Raw genomic sequence first — 25,739 nt, forward strand, 5'->3', positions numbered from 1 at the left:
TGGGGTTTGGGGTTTGGGGTTTGGGGTTTGGGGTTTGGGGTTTGGGGTTTGGGGTTTGGGGTTTGGGGTTTGGGGTTTGGGGTTTGGGGTTTGGGGTTTGGGGTTTGGGGTTTGGGGTTTGGGGTTTGGGGTTTATTTCAGACTTTGCTTTTAATCTGTTGGGTTTTGACCTGGGTTTTGACCTTTAGGAGGCATCACTACCGCCGAGGCGAAAGCGTTTTCCAGGACGAGCCGCAGGGATGCGGCGAGAGGGCGCGCTGAGCAGGAGCGAATCGCGTCCGGTCCGTCAGGAAAACGCTTTTGCTGAGGGCACCCGCGCAGCGGGCGGTTGTGTTTGCCGGATAGCGCGGGTGCAGGGCCGGGGCGACTGCCGGCCCTGCTCGGGCTGCCTTCAGGCAGAACGAAATCGCCGTTGACCTGGCCTTTAAACAGCCAGCCTGCAAGGCAGAACGAAATCGCCGTTGACCTGGCCTTTAAACAGCCAGCCTGCAAGGCAGAACAAACTCGCCGTTGACCTGGCCTTTAAACAGCCAGCCTGCAAGGCAGAACAAACTCGCCGTTGACCTGGCCTTTAAGCAGCCAGCCTGCAAGGCAGAACGAACTCGCCGTTGACCTGGCATTTAAGCAGCCAGCCTGCAAGGCAGAACGAACTCGCCGTTGACCTGGCATTTAATCAGCCAGCCTGCAAGGCAGAACAAAATGGCCGTTGACCTTAAAGCCTGCCGCCAGGCAAAATCGCCTGGCCTTTCCGGCCACAGGAAGCCGCCACGTTCCCGGCCTGGAATCAAATCTCTAATAACAGTTGTCGCTCCAGCTGCGGATCCATCAGCGTCACGTGCAGCCCCACCAGCCGAACGCCGCGACCGGCGCGGCGTTCATTCCAGGCTTCCTGCGCCACGGCGATCAAATCCTCTTTGTTTAACACCGGCCATACGTGCTCCTGCGTGGTCTGCTGGAAATCGTTGAACTTCAGCTTCACGCCCTGCCGGGCGATATGGCCATCGGGACGGATTTGCGTCAGACGACGTTCCAGCTCCTGATAAAGAAAATCGATGATCTCCAGGCACGCTTCCCAGCTGTGAATATCTTCCGACAGCGTGCGCTCAACGCCCACCGATTTGCGCTCTCGCTCAACGATAACGCCACGTTCATCGATACCGTGGCTGCGCTCCCACAACACGCGGCCAAATTTACCAAACCGCTTGAGCAGCAGCGCCACATCCGCCTTTTGCACGTCGCCACAGGTGATTAGCCCCAGTTCCTGCAACTTTTTGGCGGTGACTTTGCCCACGCCCGGAATCTTTTCCAGCGGCAGCGTCAGTAAAAACGGGTGCATTTGATCCGGCGTGATCACGAACTGGCCGTCAGGCTTGTTGAGATCGGAGGCGATCTTGGCGAGAAACTTAATCGGAGCGATGCCTGCCGAGGCGGTGAGATTCAACTCGCGTTCGATCGTCTGGCGGATCTCACGCGCGATCAGCGTCGCGGAGCCGTGGCAGTACGGGCTGTCGGTCACATCGAGATAGGCTTCATCCAGCGACAGCGGTTCAATAAAGGTGGTGTAGCGTGAAAAAATTTCGCGGATAGCGGCCGACGCTTCTTTATAGGCGTCGAAGCGGCCAGGCAGCAGGCGCAGATGCGGACAGAGTTTCAACGCCGTCATGGTCGGCATTGCGCTGCGCACGCCATATTTTCGTGCCGGATAGTTGGCGGTGCTGATCACGCCGCGCTGTACCCGACTACCGCCAATGGCAATAGGAATATCACGCAGGCTGGGATCGTCACGCATCTCCACCGCAGCATAAAAGCAGTCCATATCGACATGAATGATTTTGCGCATAGCCCCTCCGCGAATACTGGACAAGTATACAGTCAGGAATTTTCATCGCAACTGGCACAAGGGCCGCTGTGTTACCGGTGAGACCCGGTCTCACCTTTAAAACATTTTTAATTGATTAATACCCAGGTCGCCATCTTGCTAAAAAAACAAACGATGATAATGTGGCGCAGCGATAGCGGATATTTCCGAGAATGCAAGTGACAGACGCCTTTCGGCGTTGCAGTTCAACCCTCTTTTTCAAAGGCAATACGATGGGCAAAATCGCATTACTGTTTGCGATGATTCTTTTGCCAGCGCTCAGCTGGGCAATGACACCTGAACTGGTTCAACCTCTGGCCCCGGTCAGCAAAGAATTAAAGAAACAACTTTTGGGCACCCCGGTTTATATCCAGATTTTTAAAGAAGAACGCACGCTGGAACTGTATGGCAAGATCGGCAATGAGTTTCGCCTGCTCGACAGCTATCGCATCTGTAACTTTTCCGGCGGATTAGGGCCGAAACGTCGCCAGGGCGATTTTAAAAGCCCGGAAGGATTTTACAGCGTTAAGCTCAACCAGCTGAAACCAGACAGCCGCTTTTACCGCGCAATCAATATTGGTTTTCCTAACCAGTACGATCGCGAGCAGGGTTACAACGGCAGCTATCTGATGATTCATGGTAACTGTGTGTCAGTGGGCTGTTACGCTATGACCGATGCCAAAATGGATGAGATTTTCAGCTTTGTGGATGCTGCCCTGCGCAACGGTCAGCCGGAGGTTGCCGTAAGCATCTATCCGTTTCGCATGACCGACAGCAACCTGCAGCGCCATCGCAATTCGGTATACGCCGCGTTCTGGAAGCAGTTACAGCCGGGTTACGCCTGGTTTGTGAAGTACCGCCAGCCGCCGCATGTCGCCGTCAATGCCGGACAATATGTGATGAACAACAGCAACAGCAGCGGCACTTTCCTGCCGGACAGCGAGGCGGCTTCCCGCTCATTCCTCGCGCTCACCCAGACAAAATAGCTGCCATTCACCTGGCGCGATGCGGTGCCAGGTTTCATTGCCGGTTAACGGCTGGGTTGCAATCACTGTGACCACGTCATTGGGCGTGGTCTGCTTCTGAAAGTCGATTTCCACATCCTGATCCAGCAGCTTCGCCTTACCAAACGGCGCCCGTCGCGTAATCCAGTAAAGGTTGGTCGAACAGAACGCCATTAAATAACGGCCATCCGACAGCAGCATATTAAACACGCCCTTCTGCCGCAGTTCGCCTGCCAGCTCAGCAACATAGCGAAATACCGCCCGCCAGTTTCCCGGCGTGCGCGGATAGCGCGTTGCCAGTTGATGCAGAATCCAGCAAAACGCCTTTTCACTGTCGGTTTCACCCACTGGCCGAAAATTACCGGTTTCCAGCCCGCGATAGCCCTTTAACTGGCCGTTATGCGCATAGGTCCAGTGTTTGCCCCACAGTTCACGGGTAAACGGATGGGTGTTTTCCAGCGAGACTTCGCCGCGATTAGCCTGGCGAATGTGGGCCACCACCGAACAGGATTTGATCGGATAATCCTGCACCAGCCGCGCGATCGGCGAGTTATAGCTGGGCTGCGGATCCTTGAAGGTCCGGCAGCCTTTGCCTTCGTAAAATGTGATTCCCCAGCCATCCTTATGCGGGCCGGTGCCGCCACCGCGCTGCACCAGACCGGTAAAACTGAAACAGATATCCGTGGGGACATTGGCGCTCATCCCGAGCAGTTCACACATAAAGGCCTCACATCGTAGTGATCAGCAGCAGGAGCGAATTATTTCGCCATCTCTTTTTCGATCAGCAGCATCAGAATATGAATCACTTTAATGTGAATCTCCTGAATACGATCGGCATAGCCAAAATGCGGTACGCGGATTTCGATATCCGCCGTGCCGGCCATTTTGCCGCCATCTTTGCCGGTCAGGGTGATCACTTTCATGCCCTGCGCGCGGGCAGCGTCGATCGCTCTGATAATGTTGGCAGAGTTGCCCGAGGTCGATAACCCTAGTAGCACATCGCCAGGCCGCCCTACCGCTTCAACATAACGCGAGAAAACATACTCATAGCCAAAATCATTGCTAACGCAGGAGAGATGGCTCACGTCAGAAATGGCGATGGCCGGATAACCCGGGCGATCTTCGCGATAGCGACCGGTCAGCTCCTCGGCAAAATGCATGGCGTCACAATGCGAACCGCCGTTACCGCAGGAGAGCACTTTCCCACCCGCTTTGAAGGCGTCAGCCAGCAGCACCGCCGCCCGTTGAATGACATGAATATTGGCATCGTCGCTCAGAAATTTAGTCAGCGTTTCTGCTGCTTCGTTGAGTTCTGAACGAATAATATCCTGGTACATGTTGGGGTCCTTGGAATAAGAGAGGTCACACCGAGTTTACCGGAATGGCGAGAGAGCGGAAAGCGCCCGCCGTGGCACGGGTCACATTATAGCGGTGCGAAAATAACGTGACGTACCGCCAGCCGTTTTTGTTGTTTCATTTGCCTGACAACCGCAAAAAATAGCGTCGCCATGCTGCCGCGAAAAAGATTCTGTGAGGCAAGTTGTAATTATTATGTAAACCGATTGATCGCCATGCCGCTCTGCACTACACCAGGATAATAACAACAGGTCAGACCTCTTACATCTTCCCCACAACCGGAGCGGTTCACTATGATGGTTCTCAGTATCATCGCAACGCTGATGCTCATCGGCGCGCTTTTTTATCATCGCGTATCACTGGCGGTGAGCAGCATGCTGCTAATTATCTGGTTCGGCGCCCTCGCGCTGGCCTCCTTCTGGTCGGCATGGCCGCTGGTGATTCTGGCGCTGGTGCTGATTCCGCTGAACATTCTGTCGATACGGCGCGCACTGTTTTCCAAACCGATGCTGCGCACGTTTCAAAAAGTGATGCCGCCGATGTCACGCACGGAAAAAGAGGCGATTGACGCGGGCACCACCTGGTGGGAAGGCGAGCTGTTTCGCGGCAAGCCTGACTGGCAAACCCTGCACGCCTATCCGCAACCGCGCCTGACCGAAGCGGAACAGGCGTTTCTTGATGGACCGGTAGAAGAAGCGTGTCGCATGGCCAACGATTTCCAGATCACCCATGAGATGGCTGACCTGCCGCCTGAACTGTGGGCCTATCTGAAGAAGCACCGTTTTTTCGCCATGATTATCAAAAAAGAGTATGGCGGCCTGGCGTTTTCCGCCTACGCACAATCCTGCGTGCTGCAAAAACTCTCCGGCGTCTCCGGCATTCTGGCGATCACCGTGGGCGTGCCCAATTCACTGGGTCCGGGTGAACTGTTGCAACATTACGGCACGCAAAAACAGAAAGATCACTATCTGCCACGCCTGGCGCGTGGCGATGAAATTCCCTGCTTTGCCCTGACCAGCCCGGAAGCGGGTTCGGATGCCGGTGCCATCCCTGATGTCGGCGTGGTCTGTATGGGTGAATGGCAGGGTGAGCAGGTGCTGGGCATGCGGCTGACCTGGAACAAGCGTTACATTACGCTGGCACCGATTGCCACCGTGCTTGGTCTGGCCTTTAAACTCTCCGATCCGCAGCATTTACTCAGCGATAAGGAAGAGCTGGGCATCACCTGTGCGCTGATCCCGGTTAAGACGCCCGGCGTCGAAATTGGTAAGCGCCATTTTCCGCTGAACGTGCCGTTCCAGAACGGTCCAACCCGTGGCGAAAACATTTTCGTGCCGCTGGATTTCATTATTGGCGGCCCGGAAATGGCCGGTCAGGGCTGGCGTATGCTGGTTGAATGCCTGTCGGTTGGACGCGGCATTACGCTGCCGTCTAACTCCACCGGCAGCCTGAAAACCATCGCGCTGGCGATCGGTGCCTACGCCCATATTCGTCGCCAGTTCCGCGTATCGATCGGTAAAATGGAAGGGATTGAAGAGCCGCTGGCGCGCATTGCGGGTAATACGTACGTAATGGATGCGGCGTCGACGCTGATCACCAGCGGCATCATGCTCGGTGAAAAGCCCGCGGTGCTCTCCGCTATCGTAAAATATCACTGCACCCATCGCGGTCAGCGCGCCATTATCGATGCGATGGACATTGCCGGTGGCAAAGGCATCATGCTGGGTTCGAGCAATTTCCTTGCCCGCGCCTATCAGGGTGCGCCGATCGCTATCACCGTGGAAGGCGCTAATATCCTGACGCGCAGCATGATTATCTTTGGTCAGGGCGCAATACGCTGCCATCCTTATATTCTGTCGGAGATGGCCGCCGCGGCGACCGGTGATGTGAATGCGTTTGATAAAGCGCTGTTCAGCCACGTTGGCCACGTTGGCAGCAATGCCATGCGCAGTTTCTGGCTGGGGCTGACCGCCGGGCGCACCAGTACCTCACCGACGCGCGATGCCACACGCCGCTATTATCAGCATCTCAACCGCATCAGCGCCAACCTTGCCCTGCTCTCTGACGTAGCGATGTCGGTGCTGGGCGGCAGCCTGAAACGCCGTGAACGCATTTCAGCACGCCTTGGCGATCTGCTCAGTCAGCTCTATCTGGCGTCGGCAACCCTGAAGCGTTATGAGGATGAAGGTCGGCAGGAAGCGGATTTACCGCTGGTGCTGTGGGGCGTGCAGGATGCGCTGAATCAGGCAGAAGATGCGATTGACGATTTGCTGCGCAACTTCCCTAATCGCCTGGTGGCCGCTGCGCTGCGCCTGACCATTTTCCCGGCGGGCCGCCACTGCCGCGCGCCGTCCGATCGACTGGAACACAAGCTGGCAAAAATTCTGCAGATCCCTTCAGCTACCCGTACGCGACTGGGCCGCGGGCAATATCTGGCACCGAGCGAGCACAATCCCGCTGGCCAGCTGGAACAGGCGCTGCACGATGTGATGGCGGCGGAGCCGATTCACGATCGCCTGTGCAAACAGCTGAAGAAAAACCTACCGTTTACCCGGCTTGATGAACTGGCAAAACGCGCCCTGAAAGAGGGTTGGATTACTGACCAGGAAGCGGCCATTTTTCAGCGCGCCGAGGTCAGCCGTCTGCGCTCGATCAACGTTGAGGAATTTGAACCCGATGCGCTGGCGACCCAGCCGGTGAAAGAGACGCTGCCAGCCAGAGAGAATGCGGCCGCCTGAGCGCAGAAATAAACCATCAACCCACAAACACGGGCGGCGCAATGGCCGCCTTTTTCTTTATCCAAGCAGCGCCATCACGTTACCCAACATCGCATTCGACTGCTTTAACATCGACTGACTGCTCTGCTGCAGCATTGAATAACGGCTCATTTCTGACGCTTCCTTCGCAAAGTCTGCGTCACGAATGGCGCCAATATTTAGTGAGACGTTACTCTGCATATTCTCCAGATTTGCTGCGGTGTGGCTCAGGCGATTAATGGTGGCTCCCAGATGCGAACGAAATCCGCCAACCTGATCCAGCGCATCGTTTACCAGATCGAGGTTGGCATTTGCCATCTCAGCATCTTCCAGATTGCCCGGGCTACCGGGAATGGTCATCAAATCCTGCAGTGCGACGACGACCTTATCAAGCTCATCGGCGGCATTAAATATCAGCGTTTCCTGTTTTGTCGCGCCGATCTGGAACTGCACATCAGCAGCGAACTTTCCCTGCAGCATCGGCGGTATGATGCTTTGAAACAGTGGCTCCGAACCATAAGAGGTGTTGCTCATAATGCTGGCGGCTTCACCAATAAGCTGATCGTATTCCAGCTGCAGTGCGCTACGATCGTCAATATTGTGACTGTCATCGGCGGCCTGAGTGGTGAGATCTTTCATGCGATAAAGGATGTTGGTTAATTCTTCAAATGCACCTTCGCCGGTTTGCAGCATCGCGCTGGCTTTACCAATGTTGTTTTTCGCCACTTCCATGCCTGACGATTGCCCTTGCAGGCGCGTCGCGATTTGCAGTCCCGCGGCATCATCCCCCGCACTGTTGATACGCAATCCGGTGCCTAACCGATTCATCGCGGTGGTAAGTTTTTTTGATGAATCATTCATCGCGCGCAACGAGGCCATGCCTGACGACGAAGTAAATATCGACATACCCATTTTCTTTCCCCTGATAATATGAGTTCGGTCTATAAGGCGACGCAATGTGGGAAAAAATTAACTGTATTATTTTTCTCTGGTTTAACCTGAATAGAGGCGACCCAGCACAGCATTTTCTTAAGAAAAAATAATAATAAAAATTACCAGACGCATCTTATCTTGCGCGCCGGCATTTCATTAAACAATCACCGGCAAGATAACCTGTACCTGGAAAAATTATGTCTACAAAAAATGAAATAACCCTGCGACGTGCGGTTTACCGTTTGCCCGCAGAGACCGTCACTGATAAAAGCGTCCCGGCGTTTCACTGTCTGCACGATGAATTCTCAGCCAGCGCGATTGATTCAGCAGAATATGTTCGCATGACAACGCAACCTGAAACCAGTATGCCCGTCCAGGAGCAGCCTGTTGAGGTGCAGCAGCCAGCGGAAAACAGTCCATTCGCGCCTTACTCACCGCTGACTGAGGCGAAAAACAGCATTAGCCGGGCCTTGCCCTCGCAACCGGGCCTGCTGCCCGCTGCTGCGCCAGTGCCCTTCTCTTCGCGCGGCGGCAGCGAGAACCTTGATCAACAGGAATATGGTAAATACAGCAACAGTCAGCCTTTTGTGGCAGAAAGCGGGCTAATTCTGACGCCGCTTTCCGGCAATGCTGAAGTCATTGATTATTACTGGTTTGGCTACACCTCTAAGGTGCTTTTTGTTAAAGAAAAGAGCAGCTATGAATTCTCATTTAATAATGAAAGCTTCAAAAGTTTTAGCTTTGATTATTTTGCGTTGCACAGCACCAATACTCAGGTGAAGTTCTACGATGTTTACGGCGAACTGATAACCTCTGTTACTCTGGATAAAACCGGCACCCCCAGCCGCAAAGAATTTGTTATTAATACACTCGATTATACCGCGCCGCCCGGCGTAAAAATTGGTCGCGTCGTGCTGGTGGTGGCGGATGAACCTGGCGTCGGCGACACGGGGTTTAATATTGATAATATCAGCTGGGCAGGCATGGAATATATGCCGCTGACGGTGACAATTGATCTTATGTCAAAAGACAGCGGCGTATCCGCCAGCGATTTTATCACCAACGACGGCAGCGCAGGCCGTGAACTCAAAGGCACCCTTTCGGCGCCGCTGGCCGCCAATGAAACCTTGCAAATCTGGGATGGCCAGCGGTGGTGGGATGTTGCCAGCACCGGCAAGGAGTGGCGCTGGATCGATAACCTGACGCATAGCGCCAGCTGGGAATACAAAGCACGCGTGGTTGATCAGCAGGGCGTGCGCGGACCCGAAGCCACGCAGTTAGTCACGCTCGACGTCACGCCACCAGACGCGCGCATTGACTATGCAGCAGATGACATCGGCAGCATCCGCAATAACGTGCTCCACCAGGGGATCACCGATGACAATCGTCCGCGTCTGCACGGCAGCGCTGAACCAAACGGCATGGTCTGGCTACGCTACAGCGTCGATCAGAGCAACAGCTGGATTGAAGTTGGCCCCATTCAGGCAAACAGTCACGGCGAGTGGCAATGGCAGGCGACGCACGCTTTTGCCGACGACCGCTGGGACTTTCAGGTCCGTACGCAGGACATCGCCGGTAATCTGGGCAACTGGAGCAGCGACTTTACCTTAACAACGGATACCTCAACGCCTGCGCCGGTGATCCTGCGTATTGAGGAGGATGATGGTTCACGGCTTGCCGGGCCAACCCGCAATGCACAAACCTTTGATAAAGACCCGACGCTGCACGGCAGTGCAGAAGCCAACAGCCTGGTTTATCTTTATGACGGTAACGTGCTGCTGGGCAGCGCCAGAACGCAACCCAACGGTGAGTGGACGCTGACGCCCGCCTATCCGCTGGAAACTGGCCGTCACGATTTTCATGTTGAAGCGGTGGATATTGCCGGCAACAAGGCCGGCTCCACTGCCTGGCCGGTGCTGATTTTACCGCCGGCAACGCACTGGGATTTCAATAATAATACGCTGCAGGGATGGGCGCTCATCGGTGACTATGCGAAGGTCGGGCAAGTTACTATTCCAGGCAGAGTACAGTTTGGTACGCCAAATGGCGATTTTAGTGGCGGCGTAATGTATATCGAGATGCCGGTCTTTGCAGGCGTGAGCTACCTGCTCTCGTTCGACGCGGCAAAAACCAACAATGCCGCACCTGCCGTTTTGGGCCTGATGGTGGACGGCCAGACCATTATTCCCGCGTCGGCACTGACCTCAACCTCCCCATTACGCTATAGCGGCAGCTATACGGCAGACCGGGACGGCGTGATAAAAGTGATGTTCTACAACGACTATGCCAGCGGGATGGGCAACGACTTTTATATCGATAATATCAGCATGATGCCAGTGATTCCTGCGCCCACTGGCCAGCCTGACAACCTCGATAGCCAGGCAGAAATCGTCGGCACTGACCCGGCGTTAAGCGATCCTGCTGATAAATTGCCGCTGGACACTCACGCCACCGCTCCGGGCGAAGCGATGCCAGTGCTGACCGTTGAAGGCAGCAATCAGCAGGTTTCGCTGGCCGATTTTTCCTCGCGCCTCGGCTCAGTGAATACCATTGATCTCACCGGCAGCGGTGATAATACGCTCAATATCAACCTGGAGGATATTCTCAGAATGGGCGAAAATGCGCTGTTCGTCGATCATAACAGCATACAAATTCAGGTCAGAGGTAACGCCGGTGACGTAGTCAATCTGGACAATGTGTTGCAGGGTGAGGATTATGCGGCCTGGCATCTTGAAGAAGGCACTGTGACCTCGGCAGGCGTTGAGTATCAGGTTTGGCGGCACGAACTCAGCGAGGCTGAGCTGCTGGTGGAACTGGGTGTCACTACTCAGCTGATGTGACAGAAAAGGGCGGCCAGCCAGCCGCCCTTTTCTCTTCAGCCGTTCTGCCGGATACGCGCCAGCAGCGCATCGATATCTTCCACGTGCGGCGCCGCCAGAATCAGCGTCTTGCCAAGGCTGATCGCATGACGGATGCACTCCACGCGCATCGCCTCATCACTGATGGTTTTCATATCGGCTATCTGCGACATGCCCACGGTACGGCGGATCAGTTCGGTGCCGCAGTAGCCCACGCAGTCCTGCCACACCTTGTGCAAAAACGCCGATGCGTAGCCGGGAAAAGCCAGCGCCACATCACGGGTTTTCTCCACCGCCAGCGCCTGAAAACGTTCGACAAAGGCGAGCCAGAGCACTTTCACATCCAGCAGGCGCTGTTCGCGCCCTGCTGCCGCCTCCCGCGGTGCCAGCAGACCGGGCAGCGCACAGTAGTTCAGCAGCAGATTGCCCAGCGCCGTACCGACGTCAAAGCCAATCGGCCCAAAATAGCCAAACTCGGCGTCAATCGCCTTCAGGCTGTTTTCGGCGACAAACACCGAACCGCTGTGAATGTCACCGTGCAGCAGCGCTTCGGCATGAGCAAAGAAACGGTGCTTGAGGCTGGCGACGGCAATGCGCAGTTCATCATCGTGACGCAGCGCCAGCACATCCTCTTCCAGCTGTGTTGGATAGGCGTTGTGCTCGTGCACAATATAGGGTTCGTTGAAGAACAGGTCTTCGGTGATTTCACACATTTGCGGGTTAATAAAACGCGCCACTTCCTCTTTTTTCTTGTGCGGATGCAGGAAAAAATCGGAGGTGTGAAACAGCGTCTGCGCCAGATAATAACCCAGCTGGCTGGCGGCCTGCGGATAGTGGATATTTTTCACCAGCTCGCCGCGCCAGATCTGATGGCTGGAGAGATCTTCCATCACCATCACCGCAAGCTCGGCATCGTAATGGATCACATTCACGGTATGCTGGGGGCAGTGGCGATAATGTTCTACCAGCGTCTGCGCTTCAAGGCGCGCCCGATCCAGCGTCAGCGGCCAGGATTCGCCCACGCAGCGCACATAGGGCAGCGCCTGCTTGACCACCACGCGGCTGCGATCGGCACGATCATAAATTTTAAACACCAGATTGAGGTTACCGTCGCCTATCTCTTCGGCGCGCACTAACTCTGCCGGATCGGCGAGACCGCCAAACTGCTGCGCATAAGCGACCGCATCATCTGCGGTGAAGGTACGATATTGCGACATACGTCATCCTCATTATTCTGCCGTTATAAGCCGTTCAGACGTCTATACATCTACGAAGCATGTTGGCACAATACCTTGTATCAACGCAACCAGGATTTAAGCCCGATGAAAACTCTCAGTACCACCAGCTTACAGGTTCGTGACAATCAGCTTTGGATCCTCGATCAGCAGGCGCTGCCGCAGCAGAAAAACTGGCTGCCCGCCGCCGACGTGGCAGAACTGGTGGCGCATATTCACGCCCTGCGCGTGCGCGGTGCGCCGCTGATTGGCCTTTCCGCCAGCCTGCTGCTGGCCCTGCTGGCGGAGCAAGGTTTTACCCGCACGGCGCTGGCTGACGCGCTTGAGGTGCTGCGCGCCGCGCGGCCAACGGCGGTGAATCTGATGAACAATCTCGACCGCATGCGGCTGGCGCTGGCGCAGGAGAACTACGTTGCCGCGCTGCGCATGGAGGCGCTGAACCTGATCGATGAAGATAAAAAGCTGTGCGATGCCATTGCTGATGCTGGCGCGGCGCTGGTGACTCCCGGCAGCCGTTTGCTCACCCACTGCAATACCGGCGGCCTGGCCACTGCGGGCGTCGGCACCGCCCTCGGCGTGATCAGCCGGGCGTTCAGTCAGCAAAAGGTTGCCAACGTATGGGTGGATGAAACCCGTCCGCTGTTGCAGGGTGGACGTTTAACCGCCTGGGAACTGGGCGAGCTGGGGATTCCTTATCAGCTGATCTGCGACTCAATGGCCGCCAGCCTGATGGCGCAGAAGCAGGTTGATGCGGTCTGGGTTGGTGCCGATCGCATCGCTGCTAACGGCGACGTCGCCAATAAAATCGGCACCTACAGCCTGGCGGTACTGGCACACTATCATCAGATTCCTTTCTATGTGGCGGCGCCGCACACCACGCTGGATCCCCACTGTCCAAACGGCGCGGCAATTCCTATCGAACAGCGTGCCGCCAGTGAAGTCACCGGCGTGGCGGGCAGTTTTGGCAGCGTGCAGTGGGCGCCAGAACAGGCGCGGGTACACAATCCAGCGTTTGATGTGACGCCTGCCGCGCTGATCAGCGGTTGGGTGCTGGATACCGGTGTGATCACACCGGAACAGGTGAATGCCGGGATCTTCTTACCGCGATAAACGCGGGCGGCTTTCCTGCTGAGATGAAAGCCGCCGTGATTATTACGGCAGCCGTGGATAGGCATCGGCGATGCTGTCGCCGGTAAAACGCGCCACCCAGCCTTCCTGATTATCGAAAATGCGAATCGCGGTAAAATGCGGCGACGACCCCATATCAAACCAGTGCGGCGTACCGGCAGGCACCGAGATTAAGTCGTTCTTCTCGCAGAGAATTTGATAGACACTGCCGTCGAGATGCAGGCAAAACAGCCCGGCGCCTTCCACAAAGAAACGCACCTCATCTTCGCCATGCGTGTGCTCATTAAGAAACTTACCGCGCAGCGCGTCCTTCTGCGGATTGTCGGCGCGCATGCTGATCACATCCCAGCTTTGATAGCCTTTTTCAGCCACCAGCCGATCGATAGCGTGCTGATAGGCATTAATCACCGTTTCAGCATCGGGATTCTCACCCAGATCGCGATCCGCCTGCCAGCGCTCAAAGCGCACATTTTTCGCCTGCAGCTTTTCACGAATCGCTTCCGCCTCGGTGCTGTGCCAGACCGGCTGGGTCGCTTCGGTATCGGTAAAAATGGTTAATGCGCTCATGTTAACTCCGCGGTTATCTGATCAAAGGATGCGACCTGGCGATGCTGGCTGCTGCTGTCCGCCTCGCCGCGAATAAGCTGAATGGTCTGCCATCCGGCGGCAGCGGCGGCATCCAGCTCCTGATGAATATCGGATAAAAACAGCAACTGTTCGGCGGGCAGATCGATCTGCCGGGCGATGTTCTGATAAGAGGCGACGTCGCGTTTGGCACCGACATGCGTATCAAAATAACCGCTGAACAACGCTGTGATATCACCTTCATCGCTGTAGCCAAATAACAATTTCTGCGCAGCTACCGAGCCGGATGAATAAACATAAAGCGCTACGCCCTGTGCGCGCCAGGCCTGCAGCGCGGGCAGCACATCGGCGTAAAGATGGCCGGTAAATCGGCCGCTGAGATAGCCGTCACGCCAGATCATGCCCTGCAACGCCTTGAGGCCGGTGGACTTCTTATCCTCATCCATAAAGCCAAACAGCGCAGCAATCAGCGTCTGCACATCGGCCTGTGGCTGAGCAATCTCTTCACGCACGCGGTTAAGCGCCTCGGCAACCGTGGGCTGCTGCTGTTCCCGCTGGACAAATTCCGCCAGATGCGTGCGCGCGTATGGGAACAGCACCTCGTGCACAAAACGGATATCGCTGGTGGTGCCTTCTATATCGGTAACAATGGCGCGGATCATGATCTCTCCAACAGGCGGCGCTGCCGCTCGCACTCAAATAAAAATTCCAGGCCTTCAAGATGGCGGCGCGCCTCGCTGACATCTTTTCCCCAGCAGGTTAAACCGTGGCCGCGCAGCAGAAAGCCGTAACGCAGCGGTGAGGTGCGGGCGAACGCTTCGATACGCGCCGCCAGCGCGGGAATATCCTGATCGTTATCAAACAGCGCGATCTCCACACTGTCGAGATGGCTCTGCTGACCGCTAAGGCTTTTCTGCATCTCGTAGCCGTGCAGCCGCAGCACCTCGCCCTGCTCCACGCGCGATAGCACGGTCGCGTTAACGGTATGCGTATGCAGCACCGCACCGGCGTCAGGAAACAGTCGATAGAGCAAGGTATGCAGGCCCGTTTCAGCCGAGGGGCGACGGCCTGAAGCGGCACGATTGTTGGCGATATCAACCACAATAAAATCGTCGGCGGTCAGGCTGCCTTTGTCTTTGCCCGATTCGCTGAGCAGGCAGGATGTGGCATCGCGGCGCACCGACATATTGCCGCCAGTGGCCGGTGCCCAGCCGCGACTGCCGATCCAGTGGCAGGCGGCGACCAGTTGTTCGAGCTGCGAAGTCGCTGACATAGGTTTCCTCGTTAACGGTGCGGCGGCTGCATTTAGCCGTCTAAGCGTCTTGATTGCCAAATACTAGCATCCTGTTTATAGTGACAGCAACACGTCTCCTGGTCTACAGAACCGAAGGTTAACGCATGAGCCACGTCCTCTATCAGCCCGAGAGCAAGTTGCCCGCGCTCGGCACCACAATTTTCAGCCGCATGAGCGCCCTCGCTCAGCAGCACAACGCCATTAATCTGTCGCAGGGTTTTCCCGATTTTGACGGCCCGCGTTATCTACAGGAGCGCCTCGCCTGGCACGTTAGCCAGGGCGCAAATCAATATGCGCCGATGACGGGCGTGGCGGCGCTGCGTGAGGCGATCGCCGACAAAACCGCCGAGTTGTATGACTACCGTCCCGATGCCGATTTGGAAGTCACCGTCACCGCCGGTGCGACCGAGGCGCTGTACGCCGCAATCACCGCGCTGGTGCGGCCAGGCGACGAAGTGATCTGTTTCGATCCGAGCTATGACAGCTATGCACCGGCAGTGGCGCTGGCGGGCGGGGTGTTAAAACGCATCGCGCTTCAGCCACCCGCTTTTCGCGTCGACTGGGCAGCCTTTGCCAGCCTGATTACCGATAACACCAGGCTGGTGATCGTCAACACGCCGCACAATCCTTCCGCTACGGTCTGGCGCAACAGCGATTACGATGCGCTGTGGCAGGCAATTGCCGATCGGCCGATCGGTGTGCTGAGTGATGAAGTGTATGAGCACATCTGTTTCACCGAGGCGGGCCACGCCAGCGTGCTGACCCATGCGGATTTACGGCAGCGCGCCATCGCCGTCTCCTCCTTCGGCAAAACCTTTCATGTCACCGGCTGGAAAGTAGGTTACTGCGTGGCGCCACCGGCGCTAAGCGCTGAGATTCGCAAGGTGCATCAGTATCTGACGTTCTCGGTGAATACGCCGGCTCAGCTGGCGATTGCCGATATGCTGCGCCAGCAACCGGCGCACTACCGCGAGCTGTCGGCCTTCTATCGCGAACGACGCGATCGTCTGATTGCCGCGTTAGCCAACAGTCGCTTCCGCGTGCTGCCGTGTGAAGGTACCTATTTTCTGCTGCTGGATTACAGTGCCATCTCCGATCGGGATGACGTCAGCTTTTGCGAATGGCTCACCACGGAAGTTGGCGTGGCCGCGATTCCGCTGTCGGTGTTTTGCGATGGCGCATTTCCGCATAAACTGATCCGTCTCTGTTTCGCTAAACAACCGGCGACGCTCGACGCTGCCGCGGAGCGCTTATGTCAGCTTTAACGATTACCTTATTGCAGGAACCTTTAGCCTGGATGGATGGCGAAGCGAACCTGCGCCATTTTGATCCGCTGCTGCGTGATCTTCAGGATCGCGATTTGATCATTCTGCCGGAGATGTTCACCACCGGTTTCGCCATGGAGGCAGCCAAAAGCTCGCTGCCTGAGGATCGGGTTATCGCCTGGCTGCATGGCCACGCGCAGCATTGCGATGCGTTAGTCGGCGGCAGCGCAGCGATCCAGACCGCACAGGGCGCGGTTAATCGTTTCCTGCTGGTGGAGCCCGATGGCACGGTGCATCGGTACGATAAACGCCATCTGTTTCGTATGGCGGACGAGCATCATCACTATCTGGCGGGTGAACAGCGCGCGGTGCTGAACTGGCGCGGCTGGCGTATTCTGCCGCAGGTCTGTTACGACCTGCGCTTTCCGGTGTTCTCGCGCAATCAGAACGATTATGACCTGGCAATTTGGGTCGCCAACTGGCCCGCGCCGCGCGCGCTGCACTGGCAGGCGCTGCTGCTGGCGCGGGCGATTGAGAATCAGGCGTATGTGGCGGGCTGTAATCGCGTGGGCGTCGATGGCAATCAGCATCACTACAGCGGCGACAGCCAGATTATCTCTCCGCAGGGCGAGATTCTGGCCGCCGCCGCACCGCATCAGCCTGCGCGGCTGGATGCCACGCTGTCGCTGGACGCGTTACGGGCATATCGCGAGCGCTTCCCTGCCTGGCGCGATGCTGACGCCTTTCAGCTCTAGCCGTTACGGCTGACGGACGGCCGCGACTTTTGGCTTGAGCGGATTAAACAGCGCGTTGAGGCTGACCGACACCAGGCAGGCCGCGCTGATCCCCGAATGAAACAGCGTCTGCACCCAGCCGGGGAATTGATCGTAAAAGCCCGGCATGACCAGCGGGATCATGCCGAAGGCCAGCGAGGTGGCAACAATCACCAGATTCATGTTCTCTTTGTAATCGACCTTAGCCAGCGTGCGAATGCCGCTGGCGGCCACGGTGCCAAACAGCACCACGCCCGCGCCGCCCAGCACCGGCACCGGCACCGGAATGCTGGCGACGATGCGGCCCATGATCGGCAGCAGGCCAAGCACGATAAGAATGGCTCCACCTGCCGCCACCACAAAGCGACTGCGAATGCCGGTCATGGCGACCAGACCGATATTTTGCGCAAAGGCGCTCTGCGGAAAGGAGTTAAACAGCGGCGCCAGCGCGCTGGTCAGCATGTCAGCACGTAAACCACGGGCGATGCGTTTGCTGTCGACCTCAGTTTCCACGATCTCGCCGATGGCGATCAGCCCGGCGGTGGTTTCGGTCAGCAGCACCAACACTATCAACAGCATCGATAAAATAGCCGCCAGATCGAAAGTCGGCAGGCCAAAACTGAACAATCCCGGCAAGGCGAGATAATCGCCCTGCAGCACGCCAGAAAAATCCGCTCGTCCGCTCATTACCGCAAACAGCGTACCGATAACAATCGCCAACAGCACCGACAGCCGCTTCAGGCTGGCGTTGCCCACTTTATTCAGCAGCAGAATCGCCGCCAGCGTCAGCGCCGCCAGCCCGATATTTCCCGGTGCGCCCCAGTCAGCGGCATGGGCATTGCCGCCCATCGCCCAGCGGGCGGCCACCGGCATCAGCGACAGGCCAATAGCGGTGATCACCGTACCGGTCACCACCGGTGGGAAAAAACGGATGATCTGGGCAAAGTACGGCGCAATCAGCAGGCCGATCAGCGCCGAGGCGATCACCGCGCCAAACACCATCGGCAGGCCGCCGTCACCGCTGGCAATACCGGTTAAGGTCGCCACGCTGGCAAACGAGACGCCCTGTACCAGCGGCAGCCGCGAACCAAAACCCGGCATGCCCAGTGACTGCAACAGCGTGGCGCAGCCGCTGACGAACAGCGCGGCGGTGACCAGCATACCAATCTGTGCCGCCGACAAGCCGGCGGCTGAGCCAATGATCAGCGGCGGCGCGATAATGCCACCGTACATGGTCAGTACATGCTGCAAACCCCAGGCAAAGGTTTTCCCTGCCGGATAACGTTTGTCTTCCGGGCTGATGCGAGAGTGAGTCATCAGAGTCTCCTTGTTAAAGCGGCGCCGCTATGACGCCACGTGGCATCGGCGATCAGCTGCCGCGATAGGTTGACCATGACCAGGGCGAAATCAGAAACGGCAGATGATAGTGGCTGCCGGTGCCGGGAATGCGAAAGTCGATCTGCGCGCTGACGTAGAGCGTTTCGCGCCCGCTGGCGGCAAAGTAGTCGCCAATCTCTGCGGTGAGACGATAGTGGCCCGGCGTGAGCACCTCGGGCGTGAAATCGGTAATCCGGCCATCGGCGTTGGTGATGCCTTTTGCCACCGGTAGCCAGCCTTCTGCGGTTTGCTGTTCCAGCGCGATAGCGACGTCAGCCGCGGGACGGCCCAGCGCCGTATCAAGAACGTGGGTAGAAATGGTACTCATTGCAGGCTCTCCTGTAAACGCAAAAGGGTAATCTCACGCAGTTGGCCCAACGCCTCCTGCACTTCCTGTTCCGGGCTGTTCTCCAGCCGACGTTGCAGCTCAGCCAGCATCTGCTCGCCGCTGCGCCCTTTAGCGCGGATCAGAAACACCCGACCAAAACGCGCCTCGTACGCCTGGTTGCCTGCGCGCATCGCCTGCTGTACATCGCTGTCCGCCTGCTGCATGGCACCCTGCTCCCGACGTGACAACGCTGCCTCTTTATCCGCTCCGGCGGCGCGCTCACCGATGCGCGGATGGGCCGCCAGCGCCTGATTAAGCTCAGCCTGCTGCCAGCTTAACGCCAGCTGTTCCGCGCACTGCATCAACGCCGTCAGCGAGGCAAAAGGCCGCTGCGCCACCAGCGCCTGTTGCCAGTTGCCAATCGCCACGCAATGGGCGATGGCCGCCTGCGCGGCGTCGGCATCCAGCTGATTAAAGGTGGTGAGATTCATGGTGTTCTCCCTGTGCTACGGCACGGTTGCCAGCTGTTGTACGGTATGCAAATAGGCCTGAATGGCGCTGGCGACGTCCGTCTCGCGCACCGACTCCGCCGGATGATGGCTGATACCGCGATCGCAGCGCACAAACAGCATGCCCACCGGCCAGCGTTCGGCGATGGCAATCGCATCATGCCCGGCGCCACTGGGCAGCAGCATGCTGACACCCTGCACCTGCGTCACCGCCGCGCTAAACGCCTGCTGCAGCCGCGGATCGCAGGCGGTGGCGGCGATACGGTAATATTCGTCGGCGCTGAAGCTGATGCCGCGGCGCAGCGCGATCGCTTCCGCCTGCGTCAGCAAATCCGAGAGCAGCGCCGCCAGCGGCTGATCCTGCGGACCCCGAACATCCAGAGTTAAATTGACCTCGCCGGGAATGACATTGACCGCTCCCGGCGCGCAGCTCAGCGTGCCGACGGTAGCCACCAGCTGCGGATCCAGCTGTTGGGTGCGCTGCTCGATGTAAACCATCCATTCGGCCGCGGCTGCCAGCGCATCCTTGCGCTGGGTCATTGGTACGGTGCCCGCGTGGCCCGCCTCGCCGGTAAAAACACAGCTCAGGCGGCGGGCGCCATTAATGGCGGTCACCACACCCAGCGGCAGATTCGCCTGCTCCAGGCACGGACCCTGTTCAATGTGCAATTCCAGATAGGCCACAATCGCCTCCTGCTGACGGGCTGCCAGGCCGATCAGCGCCGCATCCAGCCCGACATCCTGCATCGCCTGCGCAACCGTAATGCTGTTGCCATCAGGATGGCTCGGCCAGCTCTCCGGCCACTGACCGGTAATGCCGCGGCTACCCAGCAGCGTGATTCCAAACCGGGTGCCCTCTTCATCGCCGAAGCCGACGATTTCCACCGCCAGCGGCAGACGACGCTGCTGCTGATGCAGCCACTGCACCACTTCGATCGCCGTCAGCACGCCGAGCATGCCGTCGTAGCGGCCGGCGTTGCGCACGGTATCGAGATGCGAACCCAGCAGGATTGCCGGTGCGCCGGGCCGCGCAGCTTCATAGCGGCCGCAGATATTGCCCACTTCGTCCTGCCAGACCTGCATGCCCGCAGCCCGCATCCATTCACCGACGCGTGCATTGGCGCGCATGTGTTCTGGTGACAGATAAACCCGCGTCAGCTGACCCGCGGTTTCGCTGATCTCAGCCAGCGCATCGCAACGCGCCATCACGCGCGCGGCAGAACGCGCGGCGTCATCGGCGTTCATCAGGCCTCTCTCCATCAGTGACTCCCGTTGCCGTAGCGATCCCAGGCGGCCTGCAGCGCCGCGCCCTGCGGCGAACGGAAACCCAGATGGTGCAGCACCGCTTCCAGCGCCGTTAAGGTCTGCATCACGCAATCTTTCCGCGCGTTGTAGCCCATGGTGCCAATGCGCCAGACCTTGCCGTGCAGCGGGCCAAACGAAGTGCCAATTTCAATGCCAAAATCGTCCAGCATCAATTTACGTACCCGATCGCCGTTGATGCCGTCCGGAATGATCACGCCCAGCACGTTGCTCATTTTGTTTTTCACATCGCCGAAGATCTCCAGCCCCATGGCCTGGATGCCGTGCAGCATCGCCTCACCGTGCAGCTGATGACGCGCAATGGTGTTATCCAGCCCTTCCTGCAGAATTAAACGGGCGCACTCGCGGGCACCAAACAGCGCCGAGGTCGCTTCGGTATGGTGATTCAGCCGCTCGGGGCCCCAGTAATCCATGATCATGCCGAGATCAAAATAGTTGGACCAGATCATCTCATCCTCGCCATCCTGGTGCGCTTCGGTGCGGATCCCCGCTTCCACGCATTTACGCCGACGGATCACCGCTTCCATTTGTGGGCTAAGCGTGATCGGCGAGGTGCCGGACGGGCCGCCAAGGCACTTCTGCATGCCCACCGAGACCGCATCCAGCCCCCAGGCATCGGTTTCCAGCGGATTACCGGCAAAAGAGGCGGTAGCGTCGGTGTAAAACAGCACGCCGTACTGTTTGCAGAGGGCACCAAGCTGCTCCAGCGGCTGCAGCATGGTGGTGGAGGTATCCCCCTGTACCGTCAGCAGCAGGCGCGGACGCACGCGTTTGATCGCATCTTCGATCTGATCCGGGGTAAATACCTCGCCCCACGGCACTTCGATGGTGTGTACCTCGGCGCGGCAGCGACGGGCGATTTCACACAGCAGATGACCGAAACGGCCATAGACCGGCACCAGCACTTTATCGCCCGGACGAATCGATGAGACCAGCACCGCTTCGATACCGGCGCGGGAGGTGCCGTCAATCAGCATCGTCCAGCGGTTTTCAGTGCGGAACAGCGCGCGGTAGAGCGCCATGACCTCGTTCATGTAATGGGTCATCGCCGGATCGTACTGACCCACCAGCTGGCTCGACATCGCACGCAGCACGCGCGGATCGGCGTTGATCGGTCCCGGTCCCATCAGCAGGCGCTGTGGCGGATTAATTTGGGCGTAATCGTGAATATCCATGGTCGTTTCCTTTCCAGGTGCGGCTCAGTTCAGGCCGCGGACAGAAGAGATAAATTGTTTAAGCTCGGCGGTTTGCGGATCGGCAAACACCGTTTTACTGTTGCCCTGTTCCCAGACGCGTCCCTGGTGCATAAACACCACGCGGTCGCCGACTTCGCGGGCAAAATTCATTTCGTGCGTCACCAGAATCAGCGTCATGCCCTCTTTTGCCAGCTGTTCCAGCACTTTCAGTACTTCGCCTACCAGTTCAGGATCCAGCGCCGAGGTGATCTCATCGCACAGCAAGACTTTGGGCGACATCGCCAGCGCGCGGGCAATGGCGACGCGCTGCTGCTGGCCGCCAGAGAGATTGGCCGGATAGTAATCGACGCGGTCGCCGAGGCCGACTTTCTCCAGCATTTGCAGCGCCAGCTGGCGGCATTCAGCGTTGCCCTTTTTCAGCACGCGACGTGGAGCCAGCATGACATTCTCCAGCGCGGTCATGTGCGGAAAGAGATTAAAACTCTGAAACACCATGCCCACCGAGCGGCTGATTTCTCGCGCCTGCGAGTCGCGGTCGGTAACCGTCATGCCGCCGAGCTTGATGCTGCCTTCCTGATAGCCTTCCAGACCATTCATACAGCGCAGCAGAGTACTTTTACCAGAGCCGCTGCGGCCGATGATGGAGATCACTTCGCCCATGTCGATATCGAGATCCACGCCTTTCAGCACGTGGTTATCGCCATAGTATTTTTGCACCTGATTAATGGTGATGAGCGGCATTGAATTTTTTCTCCAGGTACTGGCTGTAACGGGACAGCGGATAACACATCAGGAAATAGCCCAGCGCGACCAGACCAAACACCTTGAACGGTTGATAGGTGACGTTATTCAAAATGGTGCCCGCCTTGGTGAGCTCAATGAAGCCGATAATTGAGGCGAGCGCGGTGCCTTTGATCACCTGCACCACAAAGCCCACGGTGGGCGCGATGCCGATACGCAGCGCCTGTGGTGCAATCACCCGAAACAGCGTCTGGCCAAAGCTGAGCCCGAGGCAGCGCGACGCTTCCCACTGGCCTTTTGGCAACGCGTTAATGCTGCCAAACCAGATATCAACCAGAAACGCACTGGTGTAGAAAGTCAGCGCCAGCGCGGCGGCGGTCCACGGCGAAACGTCGATGCCAAACAGCGCCACGCCAAAAAAGGCCAGAAACAGCTGCATCAGCAACGGCGTGCCCTGGAACAGTTCGACGTAGCCGCGAATCAGCCGACGCAGCCACGGACGATGCAGCAGGCGCAGCAGCAGCAACGGCACGGTGACCAGCGTGCCGCCGACAAACGCGGTCAGCGACAGCAGCAGTGTCCAGCGCGCCGCCAGCAGCAGGTTGCGCAGAATGTCCCAGTCGGTAAAAGTGGTCATCATGCGCGTACTCCCAACCATTTACGGCCAATGGCCAGCAGCAGCTGACGCATCAGCACAGAGAGCATGAGGTAGATCAGCGTGGTCACCAGGTAGACCTCAAAGCTGAGAAAAGTGCGTGACTGAATCAGGTTGGCGGCAAAGGTCAGCTCTTCATAAGAGACCTGTGACACCACCGACGAACCCAGCATCACGATAATGCACTGGCTGACCAGCGCCGGATAAATGCGCTGCAGCGACGGCGGCAACACCACGCGCAGGAAGGTTTGCGTTCGCGTCAGGCCCAGTACGCGCCCCGCTTCCCACTGTCCTTTTGGCGTCACCTGAATACCTGCGCGAATAATTTCGGTGCTGTAGGCGCCAAGGTTGATCAGCATCGCCAGCAGCGCCGCCTCGCCCGCCGTCAGCTTCAGCCCGAGATTCGGCAGGCCGAAGACAATAAAAAAGAGCTGCACCACAAACGGCGTGTTGCGGATCACCTCAACGTAGCAGCCCCACAGGCGGCTCAGCACGCTGGCTTTGCCGCTGCGCAGCGCCGCGCCGAAAATGCCCAGCGCCACACCGCCGACGGTCGCCAGCACCGTGAGCTGCACGGTGACCCACAGACCCGCCAGCAGTTCCGGCCAGTGCGGCCAGAGTTCAGAGAAGTTGAGTTGCCCGATCATGCGCGTGGCCTCAGCTACCGAGGTTGGCGGGCAGCGGCGCTTTCAGCCAGGTTTCCGACAGTTTGTTCAGCGTGCCATCTTTGATGCCCTGCTCAATCAGCGCGTCCACCTGCGCTTTCAACGCCGGTTCGTTTTTCTTCAGGCCGATAAAACAGGGAGAATCTTTCAGCATAAATTTGGCGACCGGCGCCTTCGCCGCGTTTTGGCGAGCAATAGCCGCGACCACCAGGTTACCGGTGGCGACAAACTCCACCTGACCCGACAGATAGGCAGAGAGCGTAGTGTTGTTATCTTCGTAACGTTTCACCTGTGCCGCCTTCGGCGCAACGTCGCTCAGCACCATATCTTCCACCGCGCCGCGGGTTACGCCGATCGACTTATCGCTCAGTGCGGCGGCATCGGTCAGCGCAACATCTTTAGGCCCAAATACCCCGAGGAAAAACGGCGCATAGGCCCGGCTAAAGTCGATCACTTTTTCGCGCTCGGCGTTTTTGCCCATGCTGGAGATCACCAGATCTACCTTGTTGGTTTGCAGATAGGGCACGCGGTTCGCGCTGGTCACCGGCACCAGCTGTAACTTAAGTTTCATCTGTTTGGCGAGGTATTTTGCCATATCGATATCATAGCCCTGCGGCTGAAGGTCGGTACCCACTGAACCAAAGGGCGGGAAATCCTGCGGTACCGCAACACGAATGACGCCACGCTTCTGAATATCCTGCAGCTGATCGGCCATGGCCGTGCCCACCTGCGCGACCACTAATGCCGCGCCAAACAGTGCCATCATCATCTTTTTCATTGTGCTTCCCCGGTAAGGTTGATGAAACTAAAGATTCTTATCAGTGCATTTTGCAACTAATGTGCCAGGCGCGGAGGAGGAGAAAAAAAAGCCGCCGTGGCTGATTCAGTGGCGCAGGCGGCAGCAAAAAACCGGGTTAGCCGGTGAGTTTGAGTGAACCAAAATGAGGCAAGGCACCATTATGGTGCCCAATCAGCGTTGTTCCAGCTCATCCAGCTGCTGGTAAAGATCGGCAATGCGATGAATACGCTGGCGTCCCTGCGACAATAATTCGTGCAGCACGGCGTTAGCCAGCAGGTTAATCAGGCTCATGGCGGAAGCGTAGCTGTCGAAGGCGGAGACGCTGTCCAGCGGTGCGCAGAGCGGCCAGCGCGCCAGGCTAATAATGCTCTGCGCCTGCGACTCACACAGCGCCACCACCGGAATGTTGTCCTGTTGCAGCTGCTGTAACAGCGGGCGGATGATGCGCGGCCGACGGCGAAAAGCCATCACTACCACCACATCCTGCGGCGTAATATCCACCAGCTCCTCGGCCAGCGTCTGTCCCGGCTGCGGCAGCAGCCACACCTGTTCGCGCGCCTGTTGCAGCTGCTGACGCAGATGCAGCGCCACCGGATAGGCGTTGCGCAGGCCGATAATCATTATCCGCCGTGCGCCAGCCAGCGCGCCGATCACCTCATTAAACTGCTGTGCATCAATGCTATTAACCCACTGCGTCAGGTTGGCCATCTCCTGCTTGTAATGACGCGAGAGCAGCGTGTTGCCCTGCACCGCATCACGGTTATCGGTTAACGGCATGCCGCTCTGACGCAGGGTGCGCAGCTCATCGCGCATATCTTTATATTTTTCATAGCCGAGACGCCGGAACAGGCGGCTGACCGTTGCCTTGGACACGCCACTCAGCCGCGCCAGCTCAGCGCTGTTGTAGCTGATCAGATCGTTGAAGTGGTCAAAGATAAAATCAGCGATGCGCTGTTCCTGCGGCGAGAGCTGGGCGTAATGCTGTTTTAATCGCTCGTCGAGTTGCTTCATTAAGACGTCCTGTAACTTTTGTTTCAGGAAAAGTTAGCATAATTTGTTCCAGGTTTTGCCCTGACGTATTCGACTGACAGGTAAACGAAA

Annotated in this window: 25 protein-coding genes; 7 read left to right on the top strand and 18 right to left on the bottom strand. The window is 57.7% G+C overall.

What is annotated here, in order from left to right:
- Positions 1–188: hypothetical protein (locus ACJY2L_RS19505; protein WP_439351306.1), on the top strand; the 188-nt coding region annotated here is incomplete at its 5' end.
- Between the two features lie 596 nt (positions 189–784).
- On the opposite strand, the gene dinB is transcribed toward ACJY2L_RS19505, so the two are convergent.
- A complete protein-coding gene (gene dinB, locus ACJY2L_RS19510; RefSeq protein WP_439214521.1) occupies positions 785–1,840 on the bottom strand; it encodes a DNA polymerase IV in 1,056 nt (351 codons plus the stop codon).
- A gap of 251 nt (positions 1,841–2,091) precedes the next feature.
- On the opposite strand from dinB, the gene dpaA reads away from it, so the two are divergent.
- A complete protein-coding gene (dpaA, locus tag ACJY2L_RS19515) occupies positions 2,092–2,844 on the top strand; it encodes a peptidoglycan meso-diaminopimelic acid protein amidase (RefSeq protein WP_439214523.1) in 753 nt (250 codons plus the stop codon).
- On the opposite strand, the gene ACJY2L_RS19520 is transcribed toward dpaA, so the two are convergent.
- The gene (locus tag ACJY2L_RS19520; protein WP_067428222.1) at positions 2,815–3,582 is read right to left on the bottom strand and encodes a class II glutamine amidotransferase; all 768 of its coding nucleotides are present in this window, start codon (positions 3,580–3,582) and stop codon (positions 2,815–2,817) included. The two genes, dpaA and ACJY2L_RS19520, sit on opposite strands and share 30 nt — an antisense overlap.
- 38 nt (positions 3,583–3,620) lie before the next feature.
- Positions 3,621–4,199, bottom strand: coding sequence for a D-sedoheptulose 7-phosphate isomerase (gene lpcA / locus ACJY2L_RS19525; RefSeq protein ID WP_067428220.1), 579 nt, complete (start codon positions 4,197–4,199; stop codon positions 3,621–3,623).
- 312 nt (positions 4,200–4,511) lie between these two features.
- Between lpcA and fadE the strand changes: the two genes are divergently transcribed.
- Positions 4,512–6,956: an acyl-CoA dehydrogenase FadE gene (fadE, locus tag ACJY2L_RS19530; RefSeq protein ID WP_209500469.1), complete on the top strand. Its 2,445-nt coding sequence runs from the start codon at positions 4,512–4,514 to the stop codon at positions 6,954–6,956.
- A 57-nt stretch (positions 6,957–7,013) separates the two neighbouring features.
- Here fadE and ACJY2L_RS19535 read toward each other — a convergent pair whose 3' ends face one another.
- Positions 7,014–7,880: a flagellin N-terminal helical domain-containing protein gene (locus ACJY2L_RS19535; protein WP_439214526.1), complete on the bottom strand. Its 867-nt coding sequence runs from the start codon at positions 7,878–7,880 to the stop codon at positions 7,014–7,016.
- Positions 7,881–8,104: 224 nt separating this feature from the next.
- Here ACJY2L_RS19535 and ACJY2L_RS19540 point away from each other — a divergent pair, with 224 nt between their 5' ends.
- A complete protein-coding gene (locus ACJY2L_RS19540) occupies positions 8,105–10,747 on the top strand; it encodes an Ig-like domain-containing protein (RefSeq protein ID WP_439214528.1) in 2,643 nt (880 codons plus the stop codon).
- Positions 10,748–10,782: 35 nt separating this feature from the next.
- Here the strand turns inward: ACJY2L_RS19540 and mtnK are convergent, their stop codons facing one another.
- Positions 10,783–11,982, bottom strand: a complete 1,200-nt coding sequence (gene mtnK / locus ACJY2L_RS19545) for an S-methyl-5-thioribose kinase (RefSeq protein WP_439214530.1) — start codon at positions 11,980–11,982, stop codon at positions 10,783–10,785.
- A 105-nt stretch (positions 11,983–12,087) separates the two neighbouring features.
- Here mtnK and mtnA point away from each other — a divergent pair, with 105 nt between their 5' ends.
- Positions 12,088–13,110, top strand: coding sequence for an S-methyl-5-thioribose-1-phosphate isomerase (mtnA, locus tag ACJY2L_RS19550; RefSeq protein WP_264272573.1), 1,023 nt, complete (start codon positions 12,088–12,090; stop codon positions 13,108–13,110).
- A 42-nt stretch (positions 13,111–13,152) separates the two neighbouring features.
- Here the strand turns inward: mtnA and ACJY2L_RS19555 are convergent, their stop codons facing one another.
- From ACJY2L_RS19555 to ACJY2L_RS19565, 3 genes are read right to left on the bottom strand one after another with little or no spacing between them, the layout of a single operon-like run.
- Positions 13,153–13,695 (bottom strand): 1,2-dihydroxy-3-keto-5-methylthiopentene dioxygenase, encoded by a 543-nt coding sequence (locus ACJY2L_RS19555; RefSeq protein WP_067428213.1) that lies wholly within the window; start codon positions 13,693–13,695, stop codon positions 13,153–13,155.
- Positions 13,692–14,375 carry an acireductone synthase gene (gene mtnC / locus ACJY2L_RS19560; RefSeq protein ID WP_439214532.1) on the bottom strand — a complete coding sequence of 228 codons (684 nt, stop codon included), beginning with the start codon at positions 14,373–14,375 and terminating at the stop codon, positions 13,692–13,694. The genes ACJY2L_RS19555 and mtnC overlap by 4 nt, the downstream gene beginning before the upstream one ends.
- Positions 14,372–14,986 (bottom strand): methylthioribulose 1-phosphate dehydratase, encoded by a 615-nt coding sequence (locus tag ACJY2L_RS19565; RefSeq protein ID WP_439214533.1) that lies wholly within the window; start codon positions 14,984–14,986, stop codon positions 14,372–14,374. Before ACJY2L_RS19565 ends, mtnC begins: the two co-directional genes overlap by 4 nt.
- A gap of 125 nt (positions 14,987–15,111) precedes the next feature.
- Here ACJY2L_RS19565 and ACJY2L_RS19570 point away from each other — a divergent pair, with 125 nt between their 5' ends.
- Together ACJY2L_RS19570 and ACJY2L_RS19575 are read left to right on the top strand one after the other, a co-directional pair.
- A complete protein-coding gene (locus ACJY2L_RS19570; RefSeq protein WP_187486249.1) occupies positions 15,112–16,272 on the top strand; it encodes a pyridoxal phosphate-dependent aminotransferase in 1,161 nt (386 codons plus the stop codon).
- A complete protein-coding gene (locus ACJY2L_RS19575; protein WP_439214535.1) occupies positions 16,260–17,027 on the top strand; it encodes an amidohydrolase in 768 nt (255 codons plus the stop codon). The genes ACJY2L_RS19570 and ACJY2L_RS19575 overlap by 13 nt, the downstream gene beginning before the upstream one ends.
- A 3-nt stretch (positions 17,028–17,030) precedes the next feature.
- Here ACJY2L_RS19575 and ACJY2L_RS19580 read toward each other — a convergent pair whose 3' ends face one another.
- From ACJY2L_RS19580 to hpxU, 10 genes are all read right to left on the bottom strand, one after another.
- Positions 17,031–18,362, bottom strand: coding sequence for a nucleobase:cation symporter-2 family protein (locus tag ACJY2L_RS19580; RefSeq protein WP_439214537.1), 1,332 nt, complete (start codon positions 18,360–18,362; stop codon positions 17,031–17,033).
- 52 nt (positions 18,363–18,414) lie between these two features.
- The gene (gene uraH / locus ACJY2L_RS19585) at positions 18,415–18,750 is read right to left on the bottom strand and encodes a hydroxyisourate hydrolase (protein ID WP_439214538.1); all 336 of its coding nucleotides are present in this window, start codon (positions 18,748–18,750) and stop codon (positions 18,415–18,417) included.
- Positions 18,747–19,241 (bottom strand): 2-oxo-4-hydroxy-4-carboxy-5-ureidoimidazoline decarboxylase, encoded by a 495-nt coding sequence (gene uraD, locus ACJY2L_RS19590; RefSeq protein WP_187487815.1) that lies wholly within the window; start codon positions 19,239–19,241, stop codon positions 18,747–18,749. The genes uraH and uraD overlap by 4 nt, the downstream gene beginning before the upstream one ends.
- A 15-nt stretch (positions 19,242–19,256) precedes the next feature.
- The gene (gene hpxK, locus ACJY2L_RS19595; RefSeq protein ID WP_439214540.1) at positions 19,257–20,519 is read right to left on the bottom strand and encodes an allantoate amidohydrolase; all 1,263 of its coding nucleotides are present in this window, start codon (positions 20,517–20,519) and stop codon (positions 19,257–19,259) included.
- The gene (locus ACJY2L_RS19600; protein ID WP_209500489.1) at positions 20,519–21,757 is read right to left on the bottom strand and encodes a pyridoxal-phosphate-dependent aminotransferase family protein; all 1,239 of its coding nucleotides are present in this window, start codon (positions 21,755–21,757) and stop codon (positions 20,519–20,521) included. The genes hpxK and ACJY2L_RS19600 overlap by 1 nt, the downstream gene beginning before the upstream one ends.
- A gap of 24 nt (positions 21,758–21,781) precedes the next feature.
- Entirely contained in the window at positions 21,782–22,519 is a 738-nt protein-coding gene (locus ACJY2L_RS19605; protein ID WP_067428194.1) for an amino acid ABC transporter ATP-binding protein, read from the bottom strand.
- A complete protein-coding gene (locus ACJY2L_RS19610; RefSeq protein ID WP_439214563.1) occupies positions 22,500–23,156 on the bottom strand; it encodes an amino acid ABC transporter permease in 657 nt (218 codons plus the stop codon). Before ACJY2L_RS19610 ends, ACJY2L_RS19605 begins: the two co-directional genes overlap by 20 nt.
- Positions 23,156–23,821, bottom strand: a complete 666-nt coding sequence (locus ACJY2L_RS19615; protein WP_067428192.1) for an amino acid ABC transporter permease — start codon at positions 23,819–23,821, stop codon at positions 23,156–23,158. Before ACJY2L_RS19615 ends, ACJY2L_RS19610 begins: the two co-directional genes overlap by 1 nt.
- 10 nt (positions 23,822–23,831) lie before the next feature.
- Positions 23,832–24,617, bottom strand: a complete 786-nt coding sequence (locus ACJY2L_RS19620; protein ID WP_439214542.1) for a transporter substrate-binding domain-containing protein — start codon at positions 24,615–24,617, stop codon at positions 23,832–23,834.
- A gap of 192 nt (positions 24,618–24,809) precedes the next feature.
- Positions 24,810–25,649 carry a MurR/RpiR family transcriptional regulator HpxU gene (hpxU, locus tag ACJY2L_RS19625; RefSeq protein WP_439214544.1) on the bottom strand — a complete coding sequence of 280 codons (840 nt, stop codon included), beginning with the start codon at positions 25,647–25,649 and terminating at the stop codon, positions 24,810–24,812.
- Positions 25,650–25,739 lie beyond the last annotated feature (90 nt).

Source organism: Duffyella sp. Ts4, from assembly GCF_051851875.1.
Lineage (GTDB): Bacteria > Pseudomonadota > Gammaproteobacteria > Enterobacterales > Enterobacteriaceae > Duffyella > Duffyella gerundensis.

Coding starts and splice junctions, on each gene's coding strand:
- dinB (WP_439214521.1), bottom strand. CDS start 1,840: ATGCGCAAAATCATTCATGTCGATATGGACTGCTTTTATGCTGCGGTG.
- dpaA (WP_439214523.1), top strand. CDS start 2,092: ATGGGCAAAATCGCATTACTGTTTGCGATGATTCTTTTGCCAGCGCTC.
- ACJY2L_RS19520 (WP_067428222.1), bottom strand. CDS start 3,582: ATGTGTGAACTGCTCGGGATGAGCGCCAATGTCCCCACGGATATCTGT.
- lpcA (WP_067428220.1), bottom strand. CDS start 4,199: ATGTACCAGGATATTATTCGTTCAGAACTCAACGAAGCAGCAGAAACG.
- fadE (WP_209500469.1), top strand. CDS start 4,512: ATGATGGTTCTCAGTATCATCGCAACGCTGATGCTCATCGGCGCGCTT.
- ACJY2L_RS19535 (WP_439214526.1), bottom strand. CDS start 7,880: ATGTCGATATTTACTTCGTCGTCAGGCATGGCCTCGTTGCGCGCGATG.
- ACJY2L_RS19540 (WP_439214528.1), top strand. CDS start 8,105: ATGTCTACAAAAAATGAAATAACCCTGCGACGTGCGGTTTACCGTTTG.
- mtnK (WP_439214530.1), bottom strand. CDS start 11,982: ATGTCGCAATATCGTACCTTCACCGCAGATGATGCGGTCGCTTATGCG.
- mtnA (WP_264272573.1), top strand. CDS start 12,088: ATGAAAACTCTCAGTACCACCAGCTTACAGGTTCGTGACAATCAGCTT.
- ACJY2L_RS19555 (WP_067428213.1), bottom strand. CDS start 13,695: ATGAGCGCATTAACCATTTTTACCGATACCGAAGCGACCCAGCCGGTC.
- mtnC (WP_439214532.1), bottom strand. CDS start 14,375: ATGATCCGCGCCATTGTTACCGATATAGAAGGCACCACCAGCGATATC.
- ACJY2L_RS19565 (WP_439214533.1), bottom strand. CDS start 14,986: ATGTCAGCGACTTCGCAGCTCGAACAACTGGTCGCCGCCTGCCACTGG.
- ACJY2L_RS19570 (WP_187486249.1), top strand. CDS start 15,112: ATGAGCCACGTCCTCTATCAGCCCGAGAGCAAGTTGCCCGCGCTCGGC.
- ACJY2L_RS19575 (WP_439214535.1), top strand. CDS start 16,260: ATGTCAGCTTTAACGATTACCTTATTGCAGGAACCTTTAGCCTGGATG.
- ACJY2L_RS19580 (WP_439214537.1), bottom strand. CDS start 18,362: ATGACTCACTCTCGCATCAGCCCGGAAGACAAACGTTATCCGGCAGGG.
- uraH (WP_439214538.1), bottom strand. CDS start 18,750: ATGAGTACCATTTCTACCCACGTTCTTGATACGGCGCTGGGCCGTCCC.
- uraD (WP_187487815.1), bottom strand. CDS start 19,241: ATGAATCTCACCACCTTTAATCAGCTGGATGCCGACGCCGCGCAGGCG.
- hpxK (WP_439214540.1), bottom strand. CDS start 20,519: ATGGAGAGAGGCCTGATGAACGCCGATGACGCCGCGCGTTCTGCCGCG.
- ACJY2L_RS19600 (WP_209500489.1), bottom strand. CDS start 21,757: ATGGATATTCACGATTACGCCCAAATTAATCCGCCACAGCGCCTGCTG.
- ACJY2L_RS19605 (WP_067428194.1), bottom strand. CDS start 22,519: ATGCCGCTCATCACCATTAATCAGGTGCAAAAATACTATGGCGATAAC.
- ACJY2L_RS19610 (WP_439214563.1), bottom strand. CDS start 23,156: ATGACCACTTTTACCGACTGGGACATTCTGCGCAACCTGCTGCTGGCG.
- ACJY2L_RS19615 (WP_067428192.1), bottom strand. CDS start 23,821: ATGATCGGGCAACTCAACTTCTCTGAACTCTGGCCGCACTGGCCGGAA.
- ACJY2L_RS19620 (WP_439214542.1), bottom strand. CDS start 24,617: ATGAAAAAGATGATGATGGCACTGTTTGGCGCGGCATTAGTGGTCGCG.
- hpxU (WP_439214544.1), bottom strand. CDS start 25,649: ATGAAGCAACTCGACGAGCGATTAAAACAGCATTACGCCCAGCTCTCG.